Annotated in this window: 14 protein-coding genes; 9 read left to right on the forward strand and 5 right to left on the reverse strand. The window is 61.4% G+C overall.

What is annotated here, in order from left to right; genetic code table 11:
- The first annotated feature begins 114 nt into the window (after positions 1 to 114).
- From ACP15N_RS03595 to ACP15N_RS03620, 6 genes are all read left to right on the forward strand, one after another.
- Entirely contained in the window at positions 115 to 1,335 is a 1,221-nt protein-coding gene (locus tag ACP15N_RS03595; protein ID WP_425090844.1) for an NAD-dependent epimerase/dehydratase family protein, read from the forward strand.
- An 84-nt stretch (positions 1,336 to 1,419) separates the two neighbouring features.
- On the forward strand, positions 1,420 to 2,961 hold the full coding sequence (locus ACP15N_RS03600) for a hypothetical protein (protein ID WP_425090845.1): 1,542 nt from the start codon (positions 1,420 to 1,422) through the stop codon (positions 2,959 to 2,961).
- Positions 2,958 to 4,793: a glycosyltransferase gene (locus ACP15N_RS03605; RefSeq protein ID WP_425090846.1), complete on the forward strand. Its 1,836-nt coding sequence runs from the start codon at positions 2,958 to 2,960 to the stop codon at positions 4,791 to 4,793. Before ACP15N_RS03600 ends, ACP15N_RS03605 begins: the two co-directional genes overlap by 4 nt.
- Positions 4,794 to 4,899: 106 nt before the next feature.
- Positions 4,900 to 5,943 (forward strand): hypothetical protein, encoded by a 1,044-nt coding sequence (locus ACP15N_RS03610; protein ID WP_425090847.1) that lies wholly within the window; start codon positions 4,900 to 4,902, stop codon positions 5,941 to 5,943.
- A gap of 229 nt (positions 5,944 to 6,172) precedes the next feature.
- Positions 6,173 to 8,092 (forward strand): DUF3604 domain-containing protein, encoded by a 1,920-nt coding sequence (locus tag ACP15N_RS03615; protein ID WP_425090848.1) that lies wholly within the window; start codon positions 6,173 to 6,175, stop codon positions 8,090 to 8,092.
- Between the two features lie 47 nt (positions 8,093 to 8,139).
- Positions 8,140 to 10,029 carry a DUF3604 domain-containing protein gene (locus tag ACP15N_RS03620; RefSeq protein ID WP_425090849.1) on the forward strand — a complete coding sequence of 630 codons (1,890 nt, stop codon included), beginning with the start codon at positions 8,140 to 8,142 and terminating at the stop codon, positions 10,027 to 10,029.
- 118 nt (positions 10,030 to 10,147) lie between these two features.
- On the opposite strand, the gene ACP15N_RS03625 is transcribed toward ACP15N_RS03620, so the two are convergent.
- From ACP15N_RS03625 to ACP15N_RS03645, 5 genes are all read right to left on the reverse strand, one after another.
- A complete protein-coding gene (locus ACP15N_RS03625; protein ID WP_425090850.1) occupies positions 10,148 to 10,942 on the reverse strand; it encodes a DUF2189 domain-containing protein in 795 nt (264 codons plus the stop codon).
- A gap of 247 nt (positions 10,943 to 11,189) precedes the next feature.
- A complete protein-coding gene (locus tag ACP15N_RS03630) occupies positions 11,190 to 12,155 on the reverse strand; it encodes a transporter substrate-binding domain-containing protein (protein WP_425090851.1) in 966 nt (321 codons plus the stop codon).
- 2 nt (positions 12,156 to 12,157) lie between these two features.
- Positions 12,158 to 13,966: a hypothetical protein gene (locus ACP15N_RS03635; RefSeq protein WP_425090852.1), complete on the reverse strand. Its 1,809-nt coding sequence runs from the start codon at positions 13,964 to 13,966 to the stop codon at positions 12,158 to 12,160.
- Positions 13,967 to 14,004: 38 nt separating this feature from the next.
- Complete coding sequence (locus tag ACP15N_RS03640) at positions 14,005 to 15,519, reverse strand: hypothetical protein (RefSeq protein ID WP_425090853.1); 1,515 nt, start codon at positions 15,517 to 15,519, stop codon at positions 14,005 to 14,007.
- A 288-nt stretch (positions 15,520 to 15,807) separates the two neighbouring features.
- Positions 15,808 to 16,773, reverse strand: a complete 966-nt coding sequence (locus ACP15N_RS03645; protein ID WP_425090854.1) for a LysR family transcriptional regulator — start codon at positions 16,771 to 16,773, stop codon at positions 15,808 to 15,810.
- Positions 16,774 to 16,840: 67 nt separating this feature from the next.
- On the opposite strand from ACP15N_RS03645, the gene ACP15N_RS03650 reads away from it, so the two are divergent.
- Genes ACP15N_RS03650 through ACP15N_RS03660 form a run of 3 tightly spaced genes read left to right on the forward strand, consistent with a single transcriptional unit; the run spans position 16,841 to position 19,424 of the window.
- Positions 16,841 to 17,422, forward strand: coding sequence for a 2-oxo-4-hydroxy-4-carboxy-5-ureidoimidazoline decarboxylase (locus ACP15N_RS03650; RefSeq protein ID WP_425090855.1), 582 nt, complete (start codon positions 16,841 to 16,843; stop codon positions 17,420 to 17,422).
- Positions 17,419 to 17,907 carry a tripartite tricarboxylate transporter TctB family protein gene (locus ACP15N_RS03655; protein ID WP_425090856.1) on the forward strand — a complete coding sequence of 163 codons (489 nt, stop codon included), beginning with the start codon at positions 17,419 to 17,421 and terminating at the stop codon, positions 17,905 to 17,907. The genes ACP15N_RS03650 and ACP15N_RS03655 overlap by 4 nt, the downstream gene beginning before the upstream one ends.
- The gene (locus tag ACP15N_RS03660) at positions 17,907 to 19,424 is read left to right on the forward strand and encodes a tripartite tricarboxylate transporter permease (RefSeq protein ID WP_425090857.1); all 1,518 of its coding nucleotides are present in this window, start codon (positions 17,907 to 17,909) and stop codon (positions 19,422 to 19,424) included. The genes ACP15N_RS03655 and ACP15N_RS03660 overlap by 1 nt, the downstream gene beginning before the upstream one ends.
- Position 19,425: the final 1 nt, after the last annotated feature.

A 19,425-nucleotide genomic window follows, 5' to 3' on the forward strand; every position in this document is an offset into this window, starting at 1 on the left:
CCAATGCGCCAGATCCTATCCGATCGCACCGGGCCGCGATGGCCGAGGGGCCGTTAAAGCTTTGTTCATCTTGAAAAGGGCCGCGTGGAGGGGCCCACCAGAAGGAACAAAGACATGACCCAAGAAAAGAACATCATTGTTGTCGGTGGCGACGGTTTCTGCGGCTGGCCCACGGCGCTGTACCTGTCGCGGCAAGGGCACAACGTAACCATCGTCGACAACCTGTCGCGTCGGGAGATCGATGCCAAGCTCGGCGCAGACAGCCTCACGCCCATCGCCTCTGTCGATGACCGTCTGGCGGCATGGCACGCGCATACCGGGCGCACCATCGCATTCAAAAACATCGACGTGGCCCGCGATTTCGAAGCCATCTCGGGGCTTCTGGGAACGTTTAAGCCCGACACAATCATCCATTTCGGCGAACAGCGCGCGGCCCCCTACTCGATGAAGGGGATCGGTGAGAAGCGCTACACCGTGGATAACAACATTTCGGGCACCCACAATCTTTTGGCTGCCGTGGTCGAACTGGGCCTTGATCCGCATTTCGTCCATCTCGGCACCATGGGTGTCTATGGCTACGACGATGACGGGCTGGAGATTCCCGAAGGCTATCTGCCCGTCTACGTGCCGGGCGACGACAAGCAGATCATGAAGCGCGACATCCTGTATCCGACAAACCCGGGCAGCGTGTATCACATGACGAAGTCGATGGACCAACTGCTGTTCCAGTTCTACGCAAAGAATGACCAGCTGCGCATTACCGACCTCCACCAGGGCATTGTCTGGGGCACCCAGACAGAGGAAACACGTCTGAACGAACGCCTGATCAATCGCTTCGATTACGATGGCGACTACGGCACCGTGCTCAATCGTTTCCTGATGCAGGCCGTCGTGGGACACCCGCTCACCGTGCATGGCACCGGTGGACAGACCCGCGCCTTCATTCACATTCAGGACACGGTCAAATGCCTCGCGCTTGCGGTCGAGAACCCGCCCGCCAAAGGCGCGAAAGTCGCGATCCTGAACCAGATGACGGAAACGCATACCGTGCGTGAGCTGGCTCAACTGGTTGCGGAAGTGTCCGGCGCGACCGTGGCCAATGTGGACAACCCACGCAACGAAGCCGCCGAAAACGACCTGCGGGTGTCGAACAGGACGTTCCTGTCGCTGGGGCTGAAACCAATCACACTCGCCGAGGGGCTGATCGAGGAAACACAACAGATTGCCGCGAAATACGCAGACCGTTGTATCCGCAGCATGATCCCCTGTGTTTCCACCTGGACGGACAAGCAACGCCCCGGCGTCATCACACCAAAGGGCCGCAGGGCGGCCTGACCCGACCAAAGCCACCCGCGTCGGACCCGCTTGGAGGTAGGTCCGGCGCGACAGGCTTTTCCGCATCAGAACACGGTGAACAGTATGCGCATGATTGGCATTGGGCTCATGGGATTTCTTTTGGCAGGCGTGGCCCTCCTGCTGTCCAACCTCAACATTCTGGAACAGGGCAAGGCATATGTCCGCACGTTGGCGAGCGGGCCACACATGGTGTTCGAACACCGGCTGCCCGCCCGCTCGGACGATGCAGATCGCGCGATCATCCTGCGCACCAATCCCGATCAGCCTGTCATTCTATCCGGTTTGCCCGCTTATCAGAGGGTCGCGTTTACCTTTCCGGTGGATGCACGCCCGACGTCTGGATACCTCCAAATCGATGCAACGTTTCAGGTGCTCGACGGGGTGGAAGGGGTGCTGCGCATCTCGATCCACAATACCCGCCGGGGCGAAATGCTGCTGCGTTCAGGCGAAGCGGGCCGTTCCCTGCAAATTCCCCTTTCACCGACGGATTTTGTAGGGAACAGGCTGGTCGTCTCTTTCTCGCTGCAAGGCACCGGTCCCAAGGCCCGGTGCGGACCGCAGGACGGTGTCGAAACCGTCGTGGAGATCGAGACGACCAGTGCTGTTCACGTGACCCTCGACCGTCCACTGCAAAGCCCGCGTGACCGGGTGCACATATGGGGCAACGTCGTTCGCGTTGCCTGGCCGCACTGGTTGCAACGTGACGAACAGCTCCGCCGACTGGTCCTGGCAACACAGGCCGTGCACCGAGGTCTGAACGCGGAATTCGTCCCCAACACTCCCGAAAGCGCGTTGAGCACGGATGCGCTGCGCAAGGTGCTCGCCACCACTCCGGCGCCGCCCCCCGCAAAGTTTGACGGAGCCGTGGCGCAAGCAGGTGCGAATGCGGGTGTGCGCCGGTTTCACCGGCAAGCAATCTGGCGCATGCGCTACGACATGGAGGCCGGAACCCTTGTTCTGCCGAACCGCTTGGAACTGGACATGCAGTTCGGGCGCCTGCTGGGGCATCAGAACTGGGCGCTGACCGTTTCGCTGAACTCCCGTCTGGTGTTTCAGGCCCATATCCCGGGCGCACAGACCGAATACGAGGCCGTGATCGCCCTGCCCGCCCACATGCAGGCGAAGGCCAACACACTGGAGGTCGTCGCCACGACGACCGCGCCCCGGTCCGGCATCTGCGACGAGGGGCCGGAACTGGTGGCAGAGGTCCTGCCCACGTCGCGCCTTGTTGCGGGGACGACGCACCTGTCGGAGCCCTTGGCGCAGGTCCATGCGGTCCTGCGCGATGTGGGCCCGGTGAACGTTGCCTTGGGCGGTGCGCTGTCGAGCCTAGAGGCACGGCTTGCGCTTGACATGCTGAGGGATGTGGTCCCGAACGCTGCCGCGCTCAAACCGGCTGGCCAGAAAGCCCATGTCACGCTTCTTGCCCCGGGGCAGTCCGCGACGGCCATGCCCGCCGGAACTCCGGTCTTCGTTGTCAGCCATGACGGCGTAACCGGCGAACTGGCGGTAGTCGAGACCACGGCAGACCTCGCACCGCCACCCACGGGCCTCACCCTGTGGGTCACGCCAACCCCCATCGCCCTGCCGGAGGCAAAGGGATGACCGAGGCAGCGGACAAACGTGAGCAGATCAATTACATCTCCGTTGACAGCGCGCCCAAGCGCTTTGCCGGGGCCGTTTCAACCTGGCAGGCCCCGAAGATGCTGCTCGTCTTTACCCTGCTGGCGGCTGGGCAACTGTGGCTGGTCAACACCGATACGGTATCGCAGGTGTTCCCGAACCGGGACTACGTGTTCTCCGCCCATACCGGGCGGCATGCCATCGCGATCCGCATCTTTCTGATCTCGTTTTTCATCGCCTTCGCCGCTTTCAGTTCCGGCGGCATGCGAGAACGGACGCTCTTCGCACTCGACATGGTCCTGGCCTTCATCGCGGGCTGCGCGGCGTTCGATCTGGCCAACGCGTGGGCGCAACACGGGCTCGGCTTCTCCTTTTCCCTCCATTTCAGTGCGATCGCGTCCGGTTTGTTCGGCTTTGCCGTCTATTCTTTCAAACTTCTGGAACGCGGGTTCATGCCAGCGCGCATCCGGATCGAACATGTCGCCGTTAGCCAAGTGCGCGCCATCGTGCGCCTTGGCACGACCATCGCCATTGCCGCCTTCATTGCTGTCTGGGTCGGCGGGATGGACCTGCGCGTTGTCGAGGTCATGCGCAGCTGGACCCTGTTGGGAGGCATCGGACCCGGTGTTTTCCTGTTCCTGCCGGTGCTCTTTGCACAGCTGTACATGCTGGCGATCTATGACGTGATGACGGCCAGGACACCGAAATTCACGCCACCGGTCTCGATAATCGTGCCGGCGCATAACGAAAGCTACATCATCCGCGATACGATCACCGCGATGGACGTGGCGGCGCGGCATTATGGCGGCGACGTGCATATCCTGATCATGAACAACAACTCCACCGACGACACCGAACAGGTCGCGCGGGAAACGCTTGCGGCGTGCACGTCGGCCAAAGGGCGTGTGATCAACGTTCCCAAACCCGGCAAGTCCAACGCGCTGAACGCCGGACTGGATGCGTGCGACACCGAATTCCTGGTGCGGGTCGATGCCGACACGCTTCTGGGGCCAGACAATCTGAGCCGTGCGATGCCCTATTTCACCGACCCCGCAGTCGGTGTGGTCGGCGGGGTGCCGGTTCCACCCGGTGGGGCGCTTTTCGACCGGGCGCGGCTGCTCGAAGTGCTGGTGAAGCATGGATTCTACTCCGTCGCTATGGGGGCCGTGAACGGGGTTGTGGGCATTCCGGGCATGTTCGTTGTCTACCGTACACATCACCCCAGATACCTCGGAGGCTTCGTGGAAGGGATGAACGGCGAAGACACCGACATCTCGCTGCGCATCGGCGAGTTGGGCTACCACTCGGTCGTCGACCCCAAGATCCGTTACATCTCCGAAGTGCCATCTTCCTACAGCCACATGCGCGAGCAACGGATGCGCTGGTTCCGGTCGATCTATCATATCTCGTCGCGCTGCCGCGATCTGATCTACGGACGAAACCTGACACTTCGGGGCAAGGTCATCCTGCCCTACATGCTGATCAACTCGGCGCGGCGGGCGATGCTGGTGCCGCTGATCATCTTTGGCGGGCTCGAATGGGGTCTGGCGTTCAACGAACACACTCCGATTGTCTGGCAATCGATCGTGGCCGTCACGACGGGAGCCCCCGCCATCATGGCGGTTCTTGCTTCCCTTCTGAACGGGGTGCCCAAAGGCGTATTGGCCCTGCCCGAGTACCTGATCTTTCGAATGCTACGGGCGTATTTCACCCTCGAGTCGATGCTGAGTATTCTGATCGATGTCCGGGCTGAGACGCTTGATCGCGTGATCCGCCTCGATCTGGTCCCGGACAAGCCGGTGCGTGTGGCCTGAGAGCGCAAACCCCGACAAATTTCACGATGGAGACACGGCATGAAGATACGATCTTTGCACGGCACATGTCTGTTGCATTCCAAGACCTCCAAGAGGCGTGCGTGACATGAGCCATCTCCTCCTGGCAGCCGCGCTTGTCCTGGGCATCGCAGGTCCGGGTTTTGCGCAGAACCATCGTGCGGAGTTCCAGCACATCCGCATGCAGGAACAAACCGACCCCCGCGGCGCGTTTGACGCGATGCAAGCCTTGGCCCGGGCCGGGTACCCCGCCGCGCTTGCGCGGGTCGGGTACTACTTTCGCCACGGGATCGGGACCAACGCAAACCTGGAGCAGGCCCGGACATGGTACACGCGCTCCGTGGCCGCCGGGCATCCATGGTCGGCAGCAGCCCTTGCGCGGGTTGAGATGGCACTCGACCGGGGTGACAGGGCCTTCCGCCTGCTGCAAACCGCCGTGCGCCAGAACCGACCCGGCGCGGAACGGCTTCTGGCGACTGCTCATGTCGATCGCAAGCTGGGTGCGGCGTCTGACCCGGCGACCGGGCAACTCATGCTGGAACGCCTTGCCGCGAGCGGAGATATCCGTGCCGCTTACGATCTGGCCGCGCGCAGCAACTGGGGCCGATTGAACGGGCCGGTCCCGGACACCGCTCTGGCGCAGGTCGTTCGGGCGGGTCTTGAAGGCGATGCGCGTTTTGCCGAGGTTGCGCTGGTCTATCTGTCTCGTCACGGTGACAAGAGCGCGGCAACCCTTGCCACGCGCGCCCGCCTCGCCAATATCCCCGGAATGCGGCCAACCGTGAGATCAGTGGAACGCATTCGACTGGCCGCGGAGGCGGAACCTGCAAAGTTCTGGACACGGGTGGAGGAAATCATGGCCGAAACGGAGGTGGACGGTTACGCGCGCGCCGCGCGCACGGCCTTCTGGATCAACAAGAACGCGTGGGTACGCGTGCTGCAAAAGGATCTGCGCCGCCTTGGCTACTATGATGGCACAGTCAACGGCCTGATGACGGCCCGGACGATCAGAGCTCAGAACCGCTTTTGCCGAGATACCGGCATAGGAGACATCTGTTCCGCCGGGCCGTTGCGCGGACCGACCGTCCGCGCCGTGGCCGAGGCCATCGCACAAAGAGGTCGGTCCCGGTAAGCGCTGGACAACAAGTGCTTCCTTCTTTGAACGTCGATGTTCAAGGCCCCTTCTCGCTTGTCCAGATTTGGACGACAGGGCACAGCTTTGTGTGTCATGGTGGAGAGGTATCCTTGCGGGTTCGGGGCCGCGCGGCAGGATGGAGGTGGACAAGCCAGCCATGACGCCGTTCCAGCCCCGCGGGGGTAGCGAGTTGGGTCACGCAGCTTTTCAACCTTCTGGAGCTCCCATGAAGTCTTTTTATATTCCTGTTATAGCAGGATTTTTTCTGTCTCCAGCCGCAATCGCACAGGATATCCCGCCGGATGCGACAGACCGGGTGCTGGCCGGACAACCGCATTCCCCTTACGCGAATCGCTCGTTTCCAACGCGGATATTTTTCGGGGATACGCATGTCCACACCGCGCTCTCTGCAGACGCCGGAGGCGGTGGAACCGTGCTCCTCCCGCGTGACAGTTACCGTCTGGCGCGCGGCGAACAGATCACATCCAATACCGGCCAATCTGTGCAACTCTCGCGTTCGCTCGATTTCTACATGATCACTGACCACTCGGATGGAATGGGCGCAATCACGGATATTCTCTCGGGGGCACCGAATATTCTCGCCGACGAACAGGGGCGACAGTTTCACGAAGCCTTCGCCCAAGGCGGGCAAGAGGCGCGCTTGGCCGCGCAGGAACTCACCAAGCAGTTTGCGCAGGGCACAATCTCGCCGGTGCTGAATTACCAACCCGGCAACCCCGCCTACAAACGGGTCTGGGACGACATCGTCGCCGCTGCCGAAGAGTTCAACGATCCGGGTGTGTTTACGACCTTCATCGCGTTTGAATGGACGTCGCTGGTGACCGGCAACAACCTGCACCGCAATGTCATCTTCCGCGACGGGCCGGAACGGGCAAGCCAGGTCGTACCCTACACGACCACACCGCCTTTCGGCTCGCCGAACCCGCGTGACCTGTGGGCATGGATGGAAAACTATGAGGCCATCACGGGTGGCGATGTTACGGCCATTCCCCATAACGGAAACCTGTCCAACGGTATGATGTTCCCGCTGGTGGATGACTTCGCCGACGGCGCGCCACTCGACGCCGCCTATGCCGAGGCGCGACAGAAATGGGAACGGCTTTACGAATGGACGCAAGTCAAGGGAGATGGGGAAGCGCACCCGCTTTTGTCGCCGGAGGACGAGTTCGCCGATTTCGAAACGTGGGACTACGGCAATCTCGACGCGACCGTTCGCAAGACGCCCGAGATGCTGCCGGGGGAATACGCGCGCTCCGGCCTCTTGCGCGGGCTTCAACTGGGTGCCGAACTGGGCGTGAACCCCTACAAGTTCGGCGCGGACGGGGCCACGGACACGCATACGGGCATGACAACCGTTCAGGAGGACAACTTCTTTGGCAAATTTGCAGCCTACGAACCCAACCCCGAACGCGCGAGCCACGTCGGGCGCACTTTTCCGGATGGCGAGGTCGCTTTCGGGTCCTCGATCTATTCAGCAGCCGGGTTGACGGCCGTCTGGGCCACCGGGAACACGCGAGGCGCTATTTTCGACGCGATGGAGCGGCGCGAAACCTATGCCACCACCGGACCGCGCATGACCGTGCGCTTCTTTGGCGGAGACTACGCCTCCGACGCGGTCAATCGTCGTGATCTTGCAAGGGTTGGGTATTCCGGCGGCGTGCCGATGGGCGGAGATCTATCGGCACCGGCAGACGGCGAAGCACCGGATTTTCTCGTCTACGCGTTACGAGATGCAATGGGGGCCAACCTTGATCGCATCCAAATCGTCAAGGGATGGATCGATTCACAAACCGGAACCGCGCAGGAGCGCATTTACAACGTGGCATGGGGAGGGGACCGAACACTGGACGCAACCGGCAAACTGCCGCCCGTCGGCAACACGGTCAATCTCTCGATTCCGCTCTGGACGAACACCATCGGTGCACCGGAACTCGGCGCCGTTTGGTCGGACCCTGACTTCGACCCGGCCGAGCCAGCATTCTACTACGCCCGCGTCGTCGAGATCCCAACCCCGCGATGGACGGCCTATGATGCGGTAAAGTTCGATGTGGAGATGGACGCAGATGTCGACATGATCACGACGGATCGCGCCTACACCTCACCGATCTGGTACACACCGGAGTAAGAAATCAGATGAGCGCGCAAAACCCGAAAAAAGGACGTCAAGACGTGATGCAAGCAACACAGACGTCCTCTCACAATGACAGAAGACCCAGTTCAGGCGAACCAACGGGCCTGTTGGCAATGCTCTTTGTGCTGGTGCTTTCTTGCGCTTCGGTCCCGGCACAGGCCCAAAACGAAGATTTCTCAGAACGCGAAGCAGCGGTGGCAGAAAACCCGCTTAAGAACGCGTATTTCGGCGAAACCCATGTGCACACGTCGTTCTCTCTCGATGCGTTTATCGGCGGAGCGCGGTTGACCCCGTTTGACGCGTACCGATTTGCCAAGGGCGAGCTTGTGTCGATCAACAATGTGCAGCGCCGGATCGGACGCCCCCTCGATTTTGCTGCGGTTTCCGACCATGCAGAGTTTCTGGGCGAAATGCTGTCGGCCCAGGTTCCGGATGCACCCGGCCACTATCAGCAAGCGCTCAGCGATCTGCGCGGCCTGTCGGATATCGACCAGCAACGGGAGTGGTTCGTCAAATACGTCATCAGCAACATGCGATCCGGCGCTCCGGAACATCCTCCGTTTTTCGCAGGCCCCGAGACGACGAGGACAGCATGGAAGGACTTCATCGTGGGGGCGGCGGAAGCGCATTACGACCCCGGTGTTTTCACCACTTTCATCGCTTTCGAATGGACCTCCGCCCCGAATGCCGGGAACATGCACCGCAACGTCATCTTTCGCGACGCCGTTGTGCCGGACATGCCGATCAGCGCGCTGGACACCATCGACGAAGAAGAACTTTGGGCCTGGATGGCCGAACAGGACGCGGCAGGGTCCACATTGCTTGCGATCCCGCACAATTCGAATGGCAGCAAGGGTCTGATGTTCGAACCGGTCGACAATTCGGGAAACCCGCTGACCCGCACGTATGCCGATACCCGCGCGAAATGGGAGCCGCTGATCGAGATGATGCAGATCAAGGGCAATTCCGAGGTGGTGGCGTCGCTTTGGCCCGCTGACGAGTTTGCAGACTTCGAGAATGCGGAAAGCCTCGCCACCTACAGTGACCGGGTTTACCAGCCGCAGAACTTTGTGCGGTGGGCCGTCACGAAGGGGCTCGATTACGAGGCGGAACTGGGCGCGAATCCCTGGAAGCTTGGGTTTGTCGGCGGCACGGATAATCACAACGGCGCCCCCAGCGATGTGGACGAGGCGACTTATAATGGCAGCCACGGTCCCGCGGACAGCACTGTCGAACAGCGACGCGGCGGTGAAATCGACGGGTGGGTGAGAGGCCCAGAGGCCAACCCCGGATCGCTGACCGGGGTCTGGGCACCCAGGAACACCCGCGGCGCAATCTTCGATGCGATGCGGGCACGGGAAACCTTCGTGACCTCGGGGCCGCGGATCAAACCACGCTTTTTCGCGGGCCCGGCGCTCGCGCTGCTTGAGGATCCCGTTCAGGTCGTGATGGACGGGTATGCGAACGGCGTGCCAATGGGCGGAACGCTTTCTGCGCTGGATGCTGCGCCACGGTTCACCGTGCACGCCATGAAAGATCCCCAGGGCGCCAATCTCGACCGGATCCAGATCATCAAGGGATGGGTCGATGCGGACGGAAACCCGCAGGAGCGGATCGTGGATGTGGCTTGGTCGGGTAACCGTGAGCGGGACGCCAATGGCAGGCTCACGCCTGTCGGGACAACGGTAGATACGCAATCAGCGACCTATACCAACGACATCGGTGCCGTCGAGCTGCTTGGGCACTGGACGGATGACGAGTTCGAGCCGACCCGGCACGCGGTCTACTATGCACGCGTGATCGAGATCCCCACACCGCGCTGGACGACCTATGATGCTGTCCGAAACGGCCTGCCGTTGCTCGACGACGTCGCTGCGACCATCCAGGAACGCGCGTGGACATCGCCCATCTGGTACACGCCAGGCCCATGAAGGCGGGACGCCATTGCGCCGATCCAGTTGCAGGCTTTGTTAGAACAGGCCCGTCATGTCGCGCGGGCAGCAGCTGCGCGCACATCTCGGAGCAGAGCGCGCGGTAGGGCAAACGATATCAGCTTTCCGGAGACGTCACCGCCCGCTGATAGAGGTGCCACGTGGTATGACCAAGGATCGGCAGTGTGAAAATCAGACCCAGAAACGCGGGAACCAGAGACAAGATCATGGTGACCGAGATTATCGCAGCCCAGGCAAGCATGACGACCGGGTTTTCGCGCACGACACGGACCGAGGTGAGCATGGCCGAGACAAAGTCGATCTCCCGATCGAGGAGCAAGGGCATGGCGACGACGGTGACTGTAAACAGGACAGCCGACAAGAGCGCACCGACGCATGTCCCGATGGCCAGGAACAGCCAGCCTTCCGACGTGAACAGAACCGTCTGGAAAAACCCTTCGAGGTCCGAGAAGGACGAGTCCTGCAACACGATCACCAGCACGGTGCGGAACTGATAAAACCAGACCCAGAAAACGAACAGGGTGACGAAGGCCATCCAGCCCATCTCGCGCTTGCGCTGATTGGCCATGACGGTAAGGATTTCGGACCAGCCAAAGCTTTCGTTTCGTTGCAACCGGCGGGACATCTCGTAAAGACCCGCTGCGGCAAACGGCGCAACCAGCGGGAAGCCGATCACCGCAGGGATAATCATCCAGATCTTGCCGAGCCACACCAGGGTCCACACCAGCAGGATACCGAAAACCGCGTAGAACAGCCCGAAGAAGCCGCTCATGAACGGGCGCGCCAGAAAGTCGGAGAACCCGGCTTTCAGCGACGCGGTTATATCCTCGGTCGTTACCTTGTTGACCGTCGGAAGAGCCGGATGTTCAGAGCTTGCGGTTTCGGATGTCATCACACACTTCCCCCAAAGCATGGCTGTGCGGGTCCGGTCGGCGAAATGCACCTGAGCTCCACACGTGCCCGCAAGTGTGTCTCAGGTCAAAGGCAAGAGCAAGAGGTCAGCCAGACACATAGGCGCGCCTGCGCGTCGCTTGAGGCCGTGCGACGCCGGCGGTCTTGTCGGTTGCAAAAATTGAAGCCGGCACTTCGGCGTTCAGCCGGACAGCACCGCGAGCCGCTCAAGAAACCGGGCTGACAGGCTATGGCAGCGCCATGATCTTGAACATGGCGTTCAACCTTGGGGGCAATTCCCGCAAGGTAAAGTGCTGGTTCACGAGCTGAGAGATGTCGCCGCTCCGGTACAACTCCGCCAGAACCCCGTTGACCGCACGTTGCAGGCGCGGCTCGTTCAGTGGAAGGGCCAGAGCATACGGTTCGTAGGACAGGTAGCGATCCGCAATATCAAACGTGCCTTCAAGGCCGTTCTTCGGGTCCTCCAGAATACGCTGGAGGATCAGGCGATCGCCAAGCAGCACGTCGATCTCTCCGGCCTCCAACGCGATCAATGCCTCGGGGTAGTCGGCGAAATCGCGGCGGGCGTTTCCTTCGATATATTTGCGTTCCTCCGCATCGCGCAAACCTTCCGACGCGGTCGTCCCCGCGACAGCGCCGATCTTCCCGGCGTCCAGGTCGTCGAAGTTGGGCGGCCCATTGCGATTGAACAAGTAAGAGCCGCCGGCGATGAAGGTCAGAAGACTGAAGTCGACCTTTTCTGTGATCGGGCGATCAAGTGTGACGGTCGTCGCTTCGCACAGGAGGGTCGCCTGCCCCTGACGCAGGACTTCGAACCGGTCCTGCGCCGAAACCGGCAGGTAGCGGATCGCAACATCGCGCCCGGCATCACGGGCGATGGCGTCAACCACCCTGCGGCACAGGTCCACGGAATAGCCATCGAAAGCGCCGGGCGTCGTTTCAAGCTCGGCAGAAAACGGTGCGGCGTCGGCCCGCACAGCCATCACCAACTCGCCACTGTCCAGAACACGCCCCAGGGCATCGTCCAGCGGTTCTGCGTTGGGCGCTAGGCCGGTCACCGTGGGCTCTGCTACAGCAGGGGGGGCTAGCAATGTCACCGCAAGCACAAGCAAGGCGCCAACCCGCGCCAGTGATCCAACGCGGTGCCGTAGCCCTTCGACAGAGCGCGCCCCGCTCAACGGTCCATCACCCATACTCAGAAATCCTCCACCGTGCGCGCCGCCGTCACGTCACTCACAAAGACCGCCGCCATCAACGTCTGGACATAGTGATCCAGACGCCTTGCATCCGCAATGTCCGTGTCATCATCCCGCAACAGGAAACCCTGATGAACGTTCGGGATGAGCCTGAGCGCCTTGCGCAGCGCGTTGCGCCACAAAAGGTACTCGTTGTGGTCCTTGATTTCCCAGAAAACGCCTTCTTCCAGAAACGTGCGCAGGTCGCTTTGCGAGGGTTCCCCGTAAAGCTCGTCGATGTTGGGTATGCCGCTGACCTGCGTTTCGTTCTTGTACGCATCCCGCAGCTCTTTGCTTGGCAGGCGAAAAATACCGTCGATCGCGCCGGGGTGGCCCACCCGGATTTCTGTCAGTTTCTGATATTCGACCTTTGTTTCGGGATCGACGTAGCAGACCCCCTCCATCGTGACATCGGTGATGGTGATCTGACTGGAAACCTCAGCGCTTTCCTGCTCCAGCTCCGGCTCAACGATCAGGATGGCAGTCCGGTTGAACAGGGTGTTGAGCCCGTTCTCTTCGGTCAGCTTTCGCAGGTCTTCCATCCCGAATTCGACCTTGGCAGACACGCCGAGTTCGACCCCTGCCCCAATAGAGCCCTCTATCTTCTTGAGCGTGCTTTCCTCCAGCTTCGCATCGCAGGTCTTACGCCGGACACCACCCAAGGCCTGAACAACGTCCTGCGAAGGCTGGCCCTTGAGCACCGCAAGCGACAGAACGCTGGCGCGCGGGAAGACAAGCGTTTGAAAGCGCACCTCACGCTCGCGCAACAGGTTCAGCGTTTCCATGGCTTCGCGCGCCCCTTCGAGGGTCACGATCCGCACCCGGCGCGGAGCAAGTTCCCAAGTCTCAGGCGGCAGCAGATCTTCGGCGGGACGCGCGGCATCCCCACTGGTTCTTGCACACAGACTGAAGCTGATGGCCCGATAGGCGACCGTCTCGCCGGGGCGATTTCCGTTTTCATAGAGTTGCGCCTGATCCAGCACCTTGCAGAAGGAGCGGCGCGACCTGTGCTCCGAGAACTCTTCGAACGCGGCCCCTCGTTGATAGGTGCGTTCGAGTTTGTCCTTCGACAGCCAAATTTCCAGCCATTTGCGACGCCGTTCCAGATCATGCTGCGCAACGTTGAGGTGCAGGTAGCCGCCATTCCCCTCCATACGCGGTTGATTGGGTCTTTGCGCCCGGAACGGGTCGCAGCGATTTTCCGGATCTGCGCGGGTGACGCTCCCACCGATGCACAAGGCCATGTTTCCGAAGTCGTCATGTACGATGAATGCGTCGTCCGGCCCGATGACGGTCAGATCATCAGCAAGGAAGATCAGGCTCAGGCCGTTCTCCGTCTCACCAAGAACATGTTTTTCGTCGTTGTACGTGAACTGCGATACGGCCCGCAGGACAAGTCCGACCGGATGGTAGACCAGCTTCACGAGGTCGTCTTTGTTGCCCGACCGATCGCATCGGACGAAAAGGGCATTTCCGGCCCGAACCGTCATCCGGTATTCCTCGGTTTCTTCGACACTCTCGAAGACAGGATCGTCGTCCTCTTCTTCCTTGAAGAGCCGCCCCCAAAGGGACTCCGCCATCGAGCTACCTGCGGCATCGGTCGGGTCCTGCCCCCGATTGGTGGCCGCATTGAAAAGGTCGGTGCAGGTGGGCAGACGGTCCTGCTCGGCAGCAGCAGGCAGCGGCGCCAAGAGCCCAATCGCCACAATCACACCCGCTGAGAAGGCCCAGCGCAGTGTCTGGCAAAGTTTGAACGTTTCGAAGGTCATCGATCTTCTCCCATTCCGGTCCGCAGGCAGGTCCCGCCTCATTCGAACACCACCTCGGGTACAGGCCGGGTCCAGGGTTCCAGTTGCGCATGGTAGTCCGCGACACTCTCAAGAAGCAGCGCGGCAACCTGCATGGCGAGCCGTTCGCGTGTCTGTGCGTTCATCCTGTCGGGGAAGGCGTGAAACTGCAGTGTGTAGTCGGTCAGCAGCGCGTGCCAGAACCGAACCTCCGCCGCGGTCTTCAGATCAAAACCATACCCCGCAAAAAGGCTTACGGTCTGCACATGTTCCGCCGAATACGTGTAGTGCGTTCCGATATCCTCGCCATAGGCCTCACCGACGCGCCGTGCCTCGAACGAAAATGTCATATCCAGCGTGGGGTGATGGACCTGCGTGCGCAACGCCACGACAGGGCGGCGCTCGCGATCACAGGCGACATCCATTTCAAGGTGGCGTACCGCGCGCTGCCCGCCCGGGGTCCAAGCCACAATCGGGGTCAAGTGTTGCATGCTTGACGCGCCGCGGCCCGCGGCGACCATCGAGGCGGTTTCGTCCTCGACCGCCTCCGCGGTCGGCGGGCTCGCATCAGTCTGCTGCGCTGCAATGGTCGCCGCCGCCGCCATGGTCGCCTGCGTCGGCATCCCCTCTTGCAAACGCGCAAGTGACCGGGTTCGGGTTTCGACCCTTGGAGCTGGCGCGCCGAGAAAAGGGTCGAGCACCGCCAAAAGCTCGGGATCCGCTGACGGTCGCTGTGCGCATCTTCCGTCATACGCCAGCAGCGCCGTGCCCAACTTCCGCAAGGGTTCGGTTTCGGGCCTGATCGAGCCAAGAAGTGCGCGCGAAAAGTCGCGACTCGCCACATGCGGGTCTGATTTTGCCCGCTCTTCCGCTTCCACACGTGCCACCAACCGCCGCGCGGATCGAACTGCCATCGCGCGGGTGCCATGCATCGGCGCGGCATCCGGCAAGTGCAGACGGACCGCACTGCCGTCAAGGATCGCTGCGTAGCGATCGGTTGCCGGCTCCAGGCAAATCTGGCTGCTGTCCGCAGTTCCGGAGCCATCGCGTGCGACGGACAGGCAAAGCGACGACGCCCCCTCCTCCACGCGCCGCAGAATGGTGTCGTCCGAAAACCCGCGCAACCCTCCCAAGTCAGAGGTGACCTGCCGTGTTGACGGACACTCCGGGCCGATGCACAGCGCTTGCGCCTGCAAGTCGGCAGCCTGCAGGAATACGCCTTCGCCCACTGGCTTCAGCCGGTCCGCAGGCAATGCAATCACTGTTCCCGAACCTGTGAGAACGATGGAGAAATTCTGACCATCCTCGCGCGTCCACCACAGCGGCCAGACCCGCGTGCCCTCCGGTTGAAAGCTGGCCAACGACAAGCCGTTGCCACAATCCATGCGATACGCGAGAGAGTCCCGCACGACCATGTGGGCGGGCCCGATCTGTGCCTCGGCAACATCGCGGATCAATCCCGCGCACCCGTTGGCGAACACCGGTGATGCGAAACACAACTTTGCAGCCACGGCCACGAAAAAGAGTTTGAACAAGCCCAATTCCACCTCCAGAACCAAGGGCCAAAATGCTTTGAATAAAAAAATACCATTTAAAATCAGAGCTCAGTGTGCAGGACTGAACCTTATTTGGCAATATTTTTAGAACCTGCCCATCGGTCACAAAATCGTTTGCACGCGCACGCTGACCATTTGGTGCAAACCTTGCGCTGAGCGGATTGCTCAGTTCAGGATCATATCAGCCGGTAGAAGTCTGGCCCGCAAGCCGCACCACACGGTATGCGCGCAACAGCATGCGGCCCGGCCGTCCCGTTTGACAATCGTCTATGGGACAGCAAGGCGAGACAGTCGCTCGGGCACCATTTCCGCAAGCGCCTCGCCAACAAGGCGCGCTGCGCGGGACAGAGGACGGCGGGCATCCACCGCGATGCTGATGGTCTGAGGCTGCAAGCCCTTGTCGGTGAGGGGAACAAACCAGAGCGTGCCGTCCTCCAGTTCACGCAGCACGTCGAGTTGCGACGTAATCGCGACATACGCCCCGCCAATCAAGGTCTGCTTGAGGAACTGAAGCGAATTGGTCACCAGAGCCGGTTCAGCGGGCTCGAACAACCAGCCGTGTCGTTTGTCCAGGTATTCACGTACTGGAAGCGCCCGGCTTTGCGCCGCAAGCGGGTGGCGGGCAACCTTGTTCAGCGTGATAGTCTGCCGTCCCCATAGCGGATGACCAGTGCCGACCACGCATCCGAACGGAAGCGGCGCCGTCCAGAGCACGTGACGTTTGCGGTCAGCCGGCAGGTTGAAGGCAAGCGCCAGATCTATGCTGCCGAGTTCCAGTTCGTGGGCTGCATCTTTCGGCGTCGTGATATCAATCGCGAACTTGATCCGAGGATACCGGAGCGAAAAGGCATTGACGAAATCCGGCAGTATCGAATTTGCGAGACTGTCCATTGCCCCCAGTCTGACCGTGCCAAACTGTTCTCCGCGCATGGCGCGCAGCTCTTCCTCCAGCCGTTCTGAGTCCACCCGCCAACGCCGCGCCAGAAGCACCACCGCTTCGCCTGCAGACGTAAGCCGCATTCCTCGCGAATGGCGCTCAAAAAGTGGTGTCTGGCACGACTCTTCAAGTGCAATGATCTGTCGATCAATCGCGGATGCAGCAATCCCCAGAGCTCTTGATGCCGCCTGTATAGACCCCAGACGGGAGACCGCTTCGAGGTAGATCAAGGTCCTGGGCAAGATGTTCAGCGCCATATCACTCCCATTGGTGTTGCCTTTTTGCGAACGCAGCATGAGTTTTTTTGAAATTGTTGGCAATAGCCATGCAGCGCTGCGCTCTGCGCATTGTCCGGGGGACCATATGCCAGAGCCTGCACCGCTTGCCTTTTCCATCGCCGCGCTCAACAAGGCGACCGCCAGTCAGGCCGCGGCGATGATTGACCGGATCGTCGAGCGGTCGGCTTGGCTTGCGCACCGCGCCGCCGCTGCAAGGCCCTTCGGCGGCGGAGATGACCTGGCTGCCTGGCTCGAGGCAGAAATCCACAGCCTCTCGCGCGACAAGGCAGTTGAGTTCCTCTGCGCCCATCCCGAACTGTCCCCACCGGACCCGGCAACGATCACGGCGGCCTCCCGACGCGAACAGCAACGGCTACGCCTGCTGGACCCGGATCCGGACCTTGCCGACAGGCTGTCGGACCTGAACAGGCGATACGTCCGGCGGCACGGATACCCGTTCGTCATTGCGCTGCACGCGCACAAGGACATCGAGGACGTGCTTACGCAGTTCGAACAACGGCTGGGCACCGACCACGATGAAGAACTGACGCGGTCGCTCAAAGAAGTTGTATCGGTCATGCGCGCGCGCCTGGCGCGGCTCATCGACCTCTCGACGGATGCGCGCGACCCGGCCGCGCCCCTGACCGAGCGAGGTGGCGTACAATGAGAGCTTTCCTGAGACGGCTCCATAGGAACGAGGAGTCTGCGCGCCCCCCCAATGCCTATCTCGGCGCGCTCGGAGGTGTCAGCCTTTTCTGTCTGAGCATCGTGTTCATCGTCGGCGGATATGATTTGGGCGTGGGATCGCCCCGACGGCTGGGAACCGGCGCGTTTCCGGTGATCACCGGCTTCATTCTGGCTGTGCTGTCCCTGGCGGTCATCGCCGCTGACCTGCGTGATACTTCGGATGCAGAGCGTCCTGACTGGATCTCGTTCGTGGCCATCGGGACAGCCCTCGCCGTTTTTGCGCTGACCGTGGGGCGGATCGGACTGGTCCCGGGAGTGTTCCTGACCACCATCACCGCAAGCCTTCCCGACCCGGCGTTGCCGTTTCTTGGCAAGCTGGTGCTGGCCACACTCGTGGCCCTGAGTTGCTGGGCCCTCTTCATCGGCCTGATCGGCCTGCCCTTTGACGCATTCGGAGGGTTCTGATGGACATCCTCGCCGGGTTCGGAAACGGGTTGCTTGTCGCATTGGAGCCATCGAACCTGCTTTATTGCTTCATCGGTGTTTTCCTCGGCACCTTCATCGGCGTTCTGCCCGGCATCGGGTCTATGGCGGCGATATCGATGATCCTGCCGCTGACGTTCTACCTTGAGCCGACCTCCGCGCTGGTGATGATCGCGGGCGTTTACTATGGAGCGGAGTACGGCGGATCGATCGCGTCGATCCTGATGAACATCCCCGGTACGCCCTCGTCGTCGATCACCTGTATCGATGGCTACCCGATGGCACGTGACGGGCGTGCGGGCATCGCCCTTTTCGCCAGCGCCATCGCCTCTTTCGGCGGCGGCATCATCGGCATGATCGTCATGGCGATACTGGCCCCGGGGCTTGCCGAACTCGCCCTGAACTTCGGACCGACCGAGTACTTCGCCGTAATCCTTTTGGGGTTGGTTGCCGCCTCGGCCGTATCGAACGGCAATCCGATCAAGGGCATCACGATGGTCGTCGCCGGTCTCATGCTGGGAACCGTGGGGGTCGATATAACGACGGGCGCGGAACGCTTCACAATGGGCATCCCCGAAATGCGGGACGGTGTGCACCTGGTGATTGTGGCAATGGGTTTGTTCGGGGTTGGGGAACTGATCCTGTCGATCCGGGCAAACGCCACCGGCGCCTTCCAGAACAAGATCGATTACGCTCGGTTCTATCCGTCGCGCGCGCAATGGAAGGCGATGTTTGCCCCGATTCTCAGGGGCGCGGGCATCGGAAGCTTCTTCGGCGCGCTGCCCGGCACCGGTCAGACCGTCGCGTCCGCCGTCGCATATGCGGTTGAAAAAAAGGTCTCCCCGAACCGCGCTACCTTTGGAACCGGCGCGATAGAAGGCGTCGCCGTCCCCGAGGCGGCCAACAACTCGGCCACGCAGACCGCCTTCATCCCCACCCTGACGCTCGGTGTACCCGGCAGCGCGTCCATGGCGCTCGTGATCGGGGCGCTGATGATGTACGGAATCGTGCCGGGCCCGCGCTTGCTGGTGGAGCATTCGGACCTTTTCTGGGGGCTGGTGGCCAGCTTCCTGATCGGTAACATCCTGCTGCTCATCCTCAACATCCCGTTGATCGGGCTGTGGGTCCGGCTGCTGAAAATTCCCTACAAGTACATGTATCCCACGATCATCGTGTTGATCTGCGTCGGGGTCTATTCGCTCAACAACAACGTCTTCGACGTATGGCTGACGCTTGTTTTCGGCTGGGCGGGTTACCTGATGCGGCTGTTTCGGTTCGAACCTGCACCGTTTCTGATCGGCTTCGTCCTCGGCCCGATGATGGAAGAACAACTCCGGCGCGCCATGCTTCTGTCGCGCGGCGACCCGACCGTTTTCATAACCCGTCCGATCAGCGGGGTGCTGATCCTGATTACAGTCCTGCTGCTTGCCTACGCCACCTATGCCGCGCTGCGAACCCGGCGCGCCAACCGGACGGCAGCAACTCCATCCGAAGACTAAC

It is taken from the genome of Tropicimonas sp. S265A, assembly GCF_049800835.1.
Taxonomy (GTDB): domain Bacteria; phylum Pseudomonadota; class Alphaproteobacteria; order Rhodobacterales; family Rhodobacteraceae; genus Dinoroseobacter.